Below are 11,956 nucleotides of genomic sequence, written 5' to 3'. Positions count from 1 at the left end.
TCTATTGATTTATCATGATGTAATGAAGTTGAATGGCATTTTCATTGAGCTGCCACAATGCATCTGTATAGCTACTTTTCAGCGAGATCGCCTGATTGATTAAAGTGACAAATTCGAGATAGTCAATTGCTCCATTGGAAAACTGCTTCTGTGCTGTTTCAAAAACTATTGTTGCATTTTTGAGTCCCTCGGATTCATATTGATTGACAATAGCAAGACTGGTCTGATAGCGTTGAGAAAATTCTTGGGCTCGTCTTTCAAGCGCAGATTGTGCATTTTGCAATTCATCGCTGGCAATGGCTTCAGCCAGGCGCATCGTTTCGATCCGGGCACGCTGTCCGCTCGAAAATACCGGTATGGAGAGCCCTAACTGCACCGAATGAAATCTTGGACTCGCTTCGTAAATTCTGTTATCAGGCCCTGCACCTTTAAAACTATTCAGATTGTAGCCTAGCAGTAATTGGGGAAGCAGCCTGGATTTTTCCACTGCAGTCGCCTGAGCTGCGATTATCTTTTCTTGTTCCAGTACTTTGAGTAAAGGATGATCGACTACCGATGACTGAACGAAAATAGTCTTTTCCACTTGGATAGGGCTGTAGGCTTCTGGTGTATTTAGCAACCATTGAAATTGGAGGTGAAAGACTTTTAGTTCATCAGCCACCTGTCTCAATTGGATTGTGATTGCTGCCTTTTGATTTGCCGCTGTTGCGCTTTCTAAGGCATTACTTTCTCCTGCTTTTTTACGTAGTATAGTTTTGTCAAGGAAGCCGCTATAAAGGGACAATGCCTCGTTTAAAAGTATTTCCTTTTGCTGCCAATACAAGATGTTATAGTAGGTTAGACTGACAGCCTTTTTCAGCTCAAACTCTTTGAGAGTGACATTGAGCTGGCTTTTTTTCCATTCTTCGGTATAGCGTGCGCGTTGCCTTCTGTAGACAGCAGGAAATCCAAAACGTTGACTGACACTGATTTTTGTATCTTGATAGGCGCTATTGATCTGCCCGTAATCCAAGCTTAGGTCCGTTTGAGGAACATCAGCAGTGGATGTCGCTATCATTGCCTTTGCATAGGCTACACGCAGTTTTTCAATTTTTATGTTTCGGTTGTTTTGGAGCGCAAGTTCAATAGACTGATCTAAAGTGATCTTGGTCTGTGCTGTGGATTTTTCTGTTGCAAAAACAACAAAGGCTATCACAAGCGGTACAATTTGCTTTCCTTTTAATTTACGCGTTTTAAATCCGCGTTCCATCGTTACGAAAAGCAGTGGAAGCACAAATAAAGTTAATAGTGTCGCAATAAGGAGACCACTGATAACCACAGTTGCTAAAGGGCGTTGTACTTCAGCTCCAGCTCCGTTGCTCAGCGCCATTGGAATAAATCCCAGTGAGGCCACCGATGCGGTCATTAAAACAGGACGTAACCGATTTTCTCCACCATCAACGACAATACGCACAATATTACGGATGCCGCTTTTTCGAAGTCGGTTAAATTCAGATATCAATACGATTCCATTGAGCACAGCGACCCCAAAAAGCGCAATAAATCCAACTCCGGCACTAATGCTAAAAGGCATTCCCCGCAGCGCCAGTAAGAACACGCCACCGATAATTGATAATGGTATAGCTGTATAGATCAATAAGCTTTCTCTAACAGATTTAAATGCAAGGAATAAGAGTATAAAAATTAGCGCTAACGCAATAGGTACAGCAATCAACAGGCGCTGTTTGGCGTTATTGAGGTTTTCAAAAGAGCCGCCATATTTGATGGAGTATCCAGTTGGAAGTTTGATTTCTTTTTCAATCTTAGCTTGTAGGTCATGAACGATACTTTGTACATCTCGACCGTTGATATTAAATCCGACAACAATCCGCCGTTGCGCATTTTCCCGTTGGATCTGGTTAGGGCCCTGTACAATCTCTACACGGGCCAATTGGGACAATGGAATTTGGTTTCCCATGGGAGTAGGTATTAAAAGGTTACGGATATCAGTAATGTTATTTCGGTCTCTGGCGGCAAGCCGTACGACCATGTCGAATCGTTTCTCACCCTCGAATACCAGACCTGTTCGCTGTCCAGCAAAGGCAGCATTGATGGTTCTGTTCACTTCAGCAATCGAGAGGTGATACTGCGCTATGATGGGGCGATTATAGGATATGACAACTTGCGGAAGCCCAGCAATCGGTTCGATGTAAAGATTCTGGGTTCCCTGGACTGTTTCGATAATTTTACCTATTTTTTGAGCATGTAAAGTTAGGGAATCCAGGTTGTCTCCAAATATTTTGAGGACAACATCCTGACGTGCCCCCGTCATCAACTCATTGAACCGCATTTGGACGGGGTACTGAAAACCCGCGGTAATACCGGGGACATCTTTCAATGCTTCGCTCATTTTTGTAGCAAGTTCAGGAAACGTATGTGCCGAAGTCCATTGCTTCTTGTCTTTTAAAATAACCATCATATCCGATGCCTCCATGGGCATAGGATCGGTTGGCACCTCGCCACTGCCAATTTTGGTGACTACTTTTTCTACTTCCGGAAATCTGCTCTTTAAGACATGGGCAGCTTTCTGGGTGCTTTCAATGGTCGTCGTCAGGTTGCTTCCCGGGAGTACGCGGGTATCCACCGCAAAATCACCTTCCTCCAGTGAAGGGATAAATTCACCACCTAGCTGACTGAGTACCACTACAGCTCCTATAAAAAGTAAAATCACCAGTGTAAAAATTGTCTTTGGAATTCGCAGTACTTTGAGTAGTGTGTGTAGATAAAACTTTTCCAGTCTTTTCATCAGCTTATCCGAAATCGAAGGTCTGTTACTTTTTGACCGAAGTAGGAATGAGCTCATCATCGGAATATAGGTGAGCGATAGAAGGAATGCACCCAATAGCGCAAAAGCAACCGTTTCGGCCATAGGCTTGAACATTTTGCCTTCGATTCCTTGCAACGTTAAGATTGGAAGGTAAACGATCAGAATAATGATCTGTCCAAAGACAGCACTGTTCATCATGCGACCGGCTGATGCTGTTACCAAATCGTCCATTTCAGAAGCGGGCACTTTGAATAGGGCTTTGAATCGTTGCTGTTGCATAAGCTGATGCATGACGGATTCAACAATAATGACTGCCCCATCAATGATTAATCCGAAATCCAGTGCACCAAGACTCATTAGGTTACCACTCACCCCAAAAAGGTTCATCATACAGATTGCAAAAAGCATGGCTAGCGGAATGACGGAAGCTACGAGCAATCCGGCGCGTATGTTGCCCAAAAAGAGGACCAGCACTAAGACCACAATAAGTGCGCCTTCCAAAAGATTTATCTGCACGGTGCTGATGGCATTATTGACCATTTTGGTACGGTCTAGAAATGGCTCTATGACGACTCCTTTGGGTAGGGTTTTTCGGATTTCCTCTACCTTGGCCTTTACATCCGCAATCACTTGGCTGCTGTTGGCTCCTTTAAGCATCATGACGACGGCTCCAGCCACCTCACCATTGTCATTGTAGGTCATGGCACCATATCGCGTTGCAAAGCCCGTGCGGACATCGGCTACATCCCGAATGAAAATTGGTAAGTTATTTTGCTTCCCTGTGATCGCAATATTCTGAATGTCTTCAATCGTGCCAACCAATCCTTCACTTCGGATGTAAAGCACTGTCGGTCCTTTTTCGATGTAAGCACCGCCGGTATTCTGATTGTTGGTGTTGAGGGCATCAAAGACGTCGTTAATGGTAATCCCATAAGCATTTAGCCTGTCGGGGTTTACAGCGATCTCATACTGTTTAAGTTTACCGCCAAAACTGCTGACTTCGGCTACACCTTTAACACCCAGCAGCTGCCTTCTGACAATCCAGTCCTGGATTGTACGGAGCTCAGTCACATTATATTTACCCTCATATCCATGCCCCGGGCGAATAACATATTGGTATATTTCGCCAAGACCTGTTGAAATCGGACCTAACTGCGGAGAACCTATACCAGGTGGGATTTCCTGTTGCGCCTGTTGGAGACGCTCAGCTACCTGTTGCCTCGCCCAATAGATATCGATATTGTCATCAAAAACAAGGGTTACCAAGGATAAGCCAAATCGCGAAAAACTCCGGATTTCCTGTAATCCACCAATATTACTGTTGGCCTGTTCGATTGGAAAAGTAACGAGCCTTTCAATATCTGTTGCTCCAAAGGATGGAGCTATTGTAATGACCTGCACTTGATTGTTGGTAATATCGGGCACGGCATCAATAGGCAATTTCGTCACCTGATAAGCACCTACACCGATCAAAGCCAACATCAACAGCACGACAATGAGTTTGTTCTTTACAGAGAACTCAATAATTTTCGTAAGCATATCAATTTGATTCTGTTAAATCGTAAGTTTTGACAAAGACATGAATGAACAGCAATATATTGACATTGAAAAATGCTTCCGTATTTCCAATACAGAAATTATAGGCATTTACTGTCAAGAAAGATGCTGAACTGCGGACGTCTTTATCCTAATAAAAAGAGGAATATATTAACAGAATTTTGGCGGTTGCCAGATGGAACTAAGAAATGTATCGTCTATAAACCGATCGTTATGGATTGGAGTAGTGGTATGCTGCTTCGGTTGGGAGCTATTGTGCATTTCCACTTCTATAGTGGGAGGGCAAACAAAAACAGCATAGTATGAAGCTGTATGCATTATGAATGGGAGCTTCTGATCTTCTTCAAAGTCGTCATCATGTGGATGGTTTTCCAGGTGATCCCCATTATAGTGAATCTTTAGAAATTCGAAGACAGATAGCTGTGGATTTTTCGCCTTATGCTCAAAATAATGCTCAATCAACAATGGAAACCGCAACAACTGCGCAATTTCTGTTGCAGAGGCGATATAGATCGTCAAAAAGCATATAGCAAGCATTTTTTTCATCCTATACAAAGTTATTAAAAAATAGTATTGAATTTGTTTTGCCATCAAATATTTTCTTGAATTTTATTTTCTACTCAAGCTTTATTACTCAGTAACTAGTTTAATTAGGAGGGCACCAGTAAGCTATAATTCAACTTAAATCTTTTTTATTAAAAAACCATTTGATTAACACGGTTGTTTTGTTCATATATTTTAAATTTCTCTAGCATATTATGGCCTTATGCACAACCAAAGATATCCTAAAAACGAAAACACTTTTCACTTCGTAGCTGATCAAAATTATAGGCTGATAGCTGATATGATTAAGGATGATTTCTTTCGGGTGCTCCTTAAGGCTAAATTGATCAGTTATGCGGAGATGGCCATATTAACTTTATTTGATAATAATCGAAATTTTGTCGGTACATACTTCCACGATGCTAAAGGAAATGTCAGTGTAGACAAAGTGTTCCTGGATTATATGTTTGATGATGGTATTCATTCAGAGCTTTCAGATCTGAAGAATGAGCGATGTTTGTTGCGTAATTCCGTGGTTTTCCAAGAATATAACATTATGTACTACTTGGAAATACCACTAAAAAATCCAGATGGAAAGACGGTTGGTTTTTTAAGCGTTATGGATAGCAATGTTAGAGACATTGATGATAATCAACATACGCTCTTATCATTATTATGCCTCGAAGTGCTTGAACTGCTCTACGATAGGAATAGCCGTTTTAATCTAAGCAGTGAATTGGCATATGTAAAATCCACAATAGACATGACGAGTAAAGTGGCTAGGGTAGGTGGCTGGGAGTATGATTTAATAGAACACTCAATCAATTGGTCTGAAATGACTAGAACTATCCATGGCGTTTCTATGGATTATAATCCTACTGTCGAAACAGCAATTGATTTTTACAAGGATCCGCAACATAGAATGAAAATTGTTAGGGCTATGAATGACGCTATTTTTACTGGAACACCTTGGGATCTGGAATTGGAGATTGAAACATATCAAGGCCAAAGACTATGGGTTAGAGTCCTTGGAAATGCAGCGTTTGATAATGGGAAATGCGTTCGACTATATGGGACTTTTCAGGATGTTGATAAGCGAAAGCGTTCTGAGGAGGATTCGATGCAGTCAAAAAAACTGCTTGAAGATGTATTAAACGCTACAACTCCAGTAGGCATTATTGCAACTGATTCAGAAGGGTTGATAACACTTTTTAATCGGGGAGCTGAAAACCTTTTAGGATATCGCAGTGAGGAAGTTATCGGAAAAATTAGCCCAACATTATTTCATAGTAGCAATGAAATAAAAGGACGCGCCAATGAATTGGAAATTGAACTGGGCTATCCTGTTAGTGAATTTAGGGTATTTGTTGAGAATGCGGAACGTTATGGATCAGAGCAGCGAGAATGGATATATGTAAAAAAGGATTTGACCCAACTTTATGTATCTGTAGCTGTTACGGCAATTCGGGATATTTCGGACCAGATTATAGGTTATCTTTGCATAGCCACCGATATCACGAAGAGTGTTTTGCAGCGTGAAGAATTAAAAAAAGCTAAAAAACTTGCTGACCAGGGAAGTGAAGCAAAATCTGAATTTTTGGCTAATATGAGTCATGAAATTCGCACACCTCTTAATGGAATTATTGGTTTTACGGATTTAATGAGTCGTACAAAACTTGATGTTACACAAAAAGAGTATCTATCTATCATCGATCAGTCCGCTAATCTTCTCTTGGGAGTTATCAATGATATACTTGACTTTTCTAAAATTGAAGCAGGGAAATTAGAACTTTTAGTTGAGAAAAGTGATTTATACGAAATGCTTGCTCAGTTAACGAGTTTGATCGATCCTCAATTAAAAATCAAAAAGTTAGATTTTAAGTTGAGCTTATCTGAATCGTTACCGCATTATATTTGGGTTGATACTCTTCGATTAAAACAAGTGCTCATGAATCTACTAAGCAACGCGTTAAAATTTACTGAGAAGGGAAAGATTGAGCTTCTTGCTGATGTACTTTCTACCGACAGCAGCACCACAACGCTACGCTTTAGTGTTACTGATACCGGGATGGGTATTAAACCAGACAGACAGGAAAAAATATTTGAAGCATTTTCGCAGGAAGACGCTTCAATAAGCAAAACGTTTGGAGGAACTGGACTTGGACTTAGTATTTCAAATCAGTTGCTAAAAATGATGAGTAGTCAACTAAAATTAGAAAGTGAATATGGGGAAGGGAGCAAATTTTATTTCGAAATAACCATAAGATCCTTAAAAGGTGAGGTATATGAGTGGAAACTTTTGGAGTCCTTACATATGCTGATTGTGGCTCGGGAAGATACCGACAGAGCTAATACTGCATTAATGTTAAATATGAAGAAAGTCAATGTGTCTTTAGCTGATAACGGATTTGAAGTTCTCCAATTATTAGCCAAAGGACATCGGTATGATATGATTATTATTGATCATGATCTGCCTGTAATGAACGGTATGGATACAATAAAAAAAATTAGAGAAAAACTAATCAACAATGATACTGAACAGCCGATTGTTTTAATGTTATCTACCGTAGAAAGCCATGCCGCTGATAGTATTAACAGTGAATTCACTCCTTCTATTAATAAACCCTTTAAGATCGATCAGTTATATTCTGTGTTGGTTGGCGTATTAAAACAGCATGTTAAATCAGTCAGATCCAAAGATGAAGAAACCATTTTCTTGGAGTCAAAACACAAAATATTAATTATAGAAGACAATAAATTCAATATGTTACTCACCCATACTATTGTGCAGAATCTTCTTCCTAATGCTGAGATCATAGAGGCTTCCGATGGTGTGAAGGGGTATGAATTATTTAAGGAACATGCGCCAGATTTGGTATTCATGGACATTCAAATGCCTAAGATGAATGGTTATGAATTAAGCAAATTAATCAGAGAAAATGAGGACCAAGAAAATCGTACACCGATTATAGCATTGACTGCGAGTAATATTAAAGGTGAGAAAGAAAGGTGTATTGCGTCTGGCATGGACGATTTTGCGGTGACACCCTTTGTTAAGAAAACGTTGACGGAGCTATTGTACAAATGGTTGCCACGATACTAAAAAAGTTTATCCATAATACGCATATTCATATATTTGCTAGACATGAGCCAACTTCTGATCAACGATATAAAGCAAACAATCGATGTTTCCGAAAAGGAAATAGAACACATTATGACATTCTTCGTTAGCGATACGTTTAAAAAGAAAGATTTCATTATACGAGAGAACGATAAAGTGGAACATATGTACTTTATTTTATCGGGACTTGTAAAACTTTCGGTTATGGATAATCACGCTAATGAGCACATTATATCATTTGCTATGGATGCCTGGTGGGAAACTGATTACCATGCATTCTATACCCAAACTAGAGCTTCGCAATCGTTAAGATGTATTGAAAATACCAGAGTTTTAAAACTTTCGTACGGGGGATACCATCGATTGCTGCAAGAAGTTCCCAAAATGACTCATTTTTTTCTAAACAAGGCTGTAAGAGGCCATATTTCCAGCCAGCACCGGATTCTTTCTCTCATGACCTTATCTGCACAAGGAAAATACGAGCATTTCCTTAAATATTATCCTCTACTGCTACAGCGGATTCCCAAGACTACGCTGGCACTTTATCTTGGAGTTTCAAGGGAAACGTTAAGCCGATTTTTTCGGAGCCCAAGTTATTGTGATTAATGTCACACAAAACATGCATTCATTTCGACGAACTTTGAACTTTCTTTAACTAAAATAAATAACATGGAAAAGAGAGTTATCAACCCTTGGCAGTGGCAGGATGCTAGAGACTATGTGCAAGCTGTAGAAGTTAAAAATGCACGGAGCACGCTGTATGTTTCAGGACAGACAGCAATCGACGATGATGGAATTTCTAGCGACGCCGATATGAGAACCCAGATATTGATGGCGCTAGAAAATCTTGAAAAAGTCATTTTTCAGTCTCAATTTGAAATAAAGAATATTGTTCGACTTAATGTTTACACAACCGAACAGGAAGAGTTATTTAAAAATTTCGATGTTCTTCAGCTCTGGATTAAAAAGCACCAATTACAGCAGGCAACCACCGTTATGGAAGTTAACAAACTTTTTGAGACACTCAAGATTGAATTCGAAGCAACAGTTGTCAAATAAAATTATTTCGCCCAGCAATTAGCGCTAATTCTGGGCGGAAAGGATTTATAAGGGATCATTAATGGATGATTTTTCCGTGTTTCATTGATATTGTAATTTTTAACATTCCTTTTTAACTCACTGTAATACGGCTATAAAAATTATTCATAAAATAACCTTTATACGTACCAAAACATTTTAGATCGTTTGATGTTATTTGGAAGATTACAAACGACCCTATTATGAAAATAGTCCTTTCATCGATTTCTCTGATTTTTTTTTCATTAGCGCTGTTGACAAGTTGTTCATCCTTAATCAATACTGTTCAGGTACAGACCTTGACTAAGAATTATTGCATGCCAAATGTTACCTATCAATCCATTCCAGTGCAACAAATTTCTAATTCTGATAGTCTACAACTTGTAAAGCATTTCTCTCCACATAATTTTGTTCTGATTAAATACCTCAACCTATCACGCTCAAGTACTAGATTATGTAAATAGTGATGATGATTCTGCAAGAAAACTTGTTGCCAAACAGATGATGACTGAAAAATATATCTTGTTTGAGTCCGAATTGAATGCCATTGCAGCGGAACTTGATTGTAATGGCGAACGTATTGATAAGCTCGCGAACTACATAGATGGTCTTAATGCAAAGAGTCAGACTCGACTTACCGTAGCTTCCATCCTTTTAGGTGCAGTTACGCCTGTAACCGCAACGACAGTAAACAACAAGGAGCTCAATAATGGACTTAGCATTGCAGGAGGTCTGGGTACAGCTGCCTTAGGATTTATGACATTAAATCCTAAAGGGAAAAAGATCCGGATGACCCTGCAGCGTAATATGCTCGAAAGTATATGGTATCAAAATAATAACGCACAGATTTATCCAAGTTCCATTTGGGGCATTATATCTGAGAAGAATTTTAGTAATTCTAAAAATCTCTCTTTAATCGAGACAACTCGCCAACGTTGGTTGCAGTATGGCCTGGATGATCAGCAGGAAAGTTCATTGGAGGAACTCTACTTTAGAGATGGCGGGGTGTTTGCAGCTGAGGAGCTTCATGATCTGGCGAATATGCACAATGAACTGCAGGCGACCATTCGATCAATTCAACAGGATATACGAAGTCTTATGCTAAGCATAACGTCGCTAAATTAATTTTTATTAATTTTATATCGAAATATTCATTCAACACGATTATAGATGTGCTCATCTACTATATTTATTTTTTTAAATTTTTAAAATTTCGGTTCTTTGCTCAGCCTCGTCCTAATCGTGACGCAGTGAAATTAAGCAGCCGTTAGACAATAGTATATGATCTTATTTTGAGGAAAGCCTAATGAAAATATTCTGGAAAATCGTTCAATGGTTGGTGCTTGCGGGATTTGTTGCTGTTGTCGTTTTTATAATGAATAGCTATCGCTATCTAATCTATGCCTTTATAATTACTTCGTTGTTCTATTTTCTATTAAGAGATATAATTGCCCGCAAATTAAGCAATTCAGACATTAATAGGAAGGTGCGGTATGAGATCAACGGAAAGCCCGTTAGCATGTCAATGAGCAAGCTCAGTGCCTTTGTCACTTTGTTATTCATTATTTATGCCCTAATCGTAACGGTCTTTGCAGTAAGTCCGTATTTGGATCGGAAAGAATTTAGGATGACTCATCCAAGTTGGACTGCAGTAACCCCAGTCATTCGAGATCTAACAAGTAATATACAACGTGGGAGGACCAAATACGTTTATATCGATTTGGAATACCAATTTACTGCAAACGGTAGCTCGTATGAACAAAAAGTTAAAAAGGCTGAAAAGCGATTTTCATATTTTCCAATTTGGGGTGATCGGAGTTTTGAAAATATGCGTGTGGAATTGTTAAATAGGGCGAATCAGAAAGATAAAGCAAAAGAAACTTTATTGTTTTATGACCCACACAACCCCAATCAGCAGCGTTTTTTTTTAGCAAACGATGCCTTTTACCCACAGGGCGCATGGCTGTACGATCTGTTGTTTGTATTCTCGATTATACTGTTAATCATTATATGTATTTCGATGGCTTTTAGCTTAAAAAAATAATTTCGGCATGAAAAAGACCACCAGGGGAAATGTAGTTCTCTAATTTATATTAAATATTAACACCGAAAAGATAACCTACACCGGCAGAAAGGGCCATAGCTATTGTTCCCCAGACTGTTATGCGTATTATCGCTTTCTTTATACTTGACCCGCCCGTTTTAGCAGCTATAGCACCCAAAAGGATCAAAAAGAAGATTGTAAATCCATAAAGCCAATATTCCATTCCAGTAACGGGGGCAAAAAGAATAACCAATAAAGGCAAAATACCTCCAACTGTAAACGAAGCTCCTGATGCAAGTGCAGCCTGTATGGGCTTTGCCTGACTAATTTCATTTATGCCAAGTTCGTCTCGGATATGCGTAGCCAATGCATCTTTTTCTGTAAGTTCAATCGCAACCTGCATGGCAGTTTCTTTTTTTAATCCGCGCCGCTCGTAGATCTGGGCAAGAATCTGCAACTCCTCTTCAGGCATTTCCTGCAACTCTTTTTTTTCTCGCTCGATGTCGGCCATCTCGGTATCTGTCTGCGAGCTTACCGACACATATTCACCTGCGGCCATTGATAAAGCACCCGCAACAAGCCCAGCAACTGTTGCCAGTACAATCGGATCTCGCGCAACACTGGCGGTAGCTACACCAATGGCCAAACTGGAAATAGAAATAATACCATCATTAGCACCTAGAAAAGCAGCCCTGAGCCAGTTACTACGGTGGATGTAATGATTGTCGAGATAATTATCAATTGTTATCATACATTATTATATTGGATGCCCAGCTCCATTTTAGCTTTCCGGTTCAATAATTGGATC

The 11,956-nt window shown here is 39.6% G+C and carries 8 protein-coding genes; 5 read left to right on the top strand and 3 right to left on the bottom strand.

All coding sequences use genetic code 11. The features are described from left to right. Position 1: 1 nt before the first annotated feature. Together B3E00_RS20660 and B3E00_RS20655 are read right to left on the bottom strand one after the other, a co-directional pair. On the bottom strand, positions 2 to 4,345 hold the full coding sequence (locus tag B3E00_RS20660) for a CusA/CzcA family heavy metal efflux RND transporter (RefSeq protein ID WP_293939899.1): 4,344 nt from the start codon (positions 4,343 to 4,345) through the stop codon (positions 2 to 4). A 168-nt stretch (positions 4,346 to 4,513) separates the two neighbouring features. Next, entirely contained in the window at positions 4,514 to 4,909 is a 396-nt protein-coding gene (locus B3E00_RS20655) for a hypothetical protein (RefSeq protein WP_293883316.1), read from the bottom strand. A 220-nt stretch (positions 4,910 to 5,129) separates the two neighbouring features. Here B3E00_RS20655 and B3E00_RS20650 point away from each other — a divergent pair, with 220 nt between their 5' ends. The 5 genes from B3E00_RS20650 to B3E00_RS20630 all read left to right on the top strand — a co-directional run bounded on the left by B3E00_RS20650 (position 5,130) and on the right by B3E00_RS20630 (position 11,148). Further along, complete coding sequence (locus B3E00_RS20650; protein ID WP_293939898.1) at positions 5,130 to 8,009, top strand: PAS domain-containing hybrid sensor histidine kinase/response regulator; 2,880 nt, start codon at positions 5,130 to 5,132, stop codon at positions 8,007 to 8,009. Positions 8,010 to 8,051: 42 nt separating this feature from the next. Then, positions 8,052 to 8,633 carry a Crp/Fnr family transcriptional regulator gene (locus B3E00_RS20645; protein WP_293883320.1) on the top strand — a complete coding sequence of 194 codons (582 nt, stop codon included), beginning with the start codon at positions 8,052 to 8,054 and terminating at the stop codon, positions 8,631 to 8,633. 63 nt (positions 8,634 to 8,696) lie between these two features. Further along, complete coding sequence (locus B3E00_RS20640; RefSeq protein ID WP_293883322.1) at positions 8,697 to 9,086, top strand: RidA family protein; 390 nt, start codon at positions 8,697 to 8,699, stop codon at positions 9,084 to 9,086. 519 nt (positions 9,087 to 9,605) lie between these two features. Continuing rightward, complete coding sequence (locus tag B3E00_RS20635; protein ID WP_293883324.1) at positions 9,606 to 10,229, top strand: hypothetical protein; 624 nt, start codon at positions 9,606 to 9,608, stop codon at positions 10,227 to 10,229. A 181-nt stretch (positions 10,230 to 10,410) separates the two neighbouring features. Then, complete coding sequence (locus B3E00_RS20630) at positions 10,411 to 11,148, top strand: hypothetical protein (RefSeq protein WP_293939897.1); 738 nt, start codon at positions 10,411 to 10,413, stop codon at positions 11,146 to 11,148. A gap of 49 nt (positions 11,149 to 11,197) precedes the next feature. Here B3E00_RS20630 and B3E00_RS20625 read toward each other — a convergent pair whose 3' ends face one another. Continuing rightward, the gene (locus tag B3E00_RS20625) at positions 11,198 to 11,899 is read right to left on the bottom strand and encodes a VIT1/CCC1 transporter family protein (protein ID WP_293939896.1); all 702 of its coding nucleotides are present in this window, start codon (positions 11,897 to 11,899) and stop codon (positions 11,198 to 11,200) included. Positions 11,900 to 11,956: the final 57 nt, after the last annotated feature.

Origin of the sequence: Sphingobacterium sp. UBA5996, assembly GCF_002429765.1 — a bacterium.
In the GTDB taxonomy this organism is placed as follows: Bacteria; Bacteroidota; Bacteroidia; order Sphingobacteriales; family Sphingobacteriaceae; genus Sphingobacterium.
This window is presented reverse-complemented; position numbering and strand designations above follow the sequence as displayed.

Coding starts and splice junctions, on each gene's coding strand:
- B3E00_RS20660 (WP_293939899.1), bottom strand. CDS start 4,345: ATGCTTACGAAAATTATTGAGTTCTCTGTAAAGAACAAACTCATTGTC.
- B3E00_RS20655 (WP_293883316.1), bottom strand. CDS start 4,909: ATGAAAAAAATGCTTGCTATATGCTTTTTGACGATCTATATCGCCTCT.
- B3E00_RS20650 (WP_293939898.1), top strand. CDS start 5,130: ATGCACAACCAAAGATATCCTAAAAACGAAAACACTTTTCACTTCGTA.
- B3E00_RS20645 (WP_293883320.1), top strand. CDS start 8,052: ATGAGCCAACTTCTGATCAACGATATAAAGCAAACAATCGATGTTTCC.
- B3E00_RS20640 (WP_293883322.1), top strand. CDS start 8,697: ATGGAAAAGAGAGTTATCAACCCTTGGCAGTGGCAGGATGCTAGAGAC.
- B3E00_RS20635 (WP_293883324.1), top strand. CDS start 9,606: ATGATGACTGAAAAATATATCTTGTTTGAGTCCGAATTGAATGCCATT.
- B3E00_RS20630 (WP_293939897.1), top strand. CDS start 10,411: ATGAAAATATTCTGGAAAATCGTTCAATGGTTGGTGCTTGCGGGATTT.
- B3E00_RS20625 (WP_293939896.1), bottom strand. CDS start 11,899: ATGATAACAATTGATAATTATCTCGACAATCATTACATCCACCGTAGT.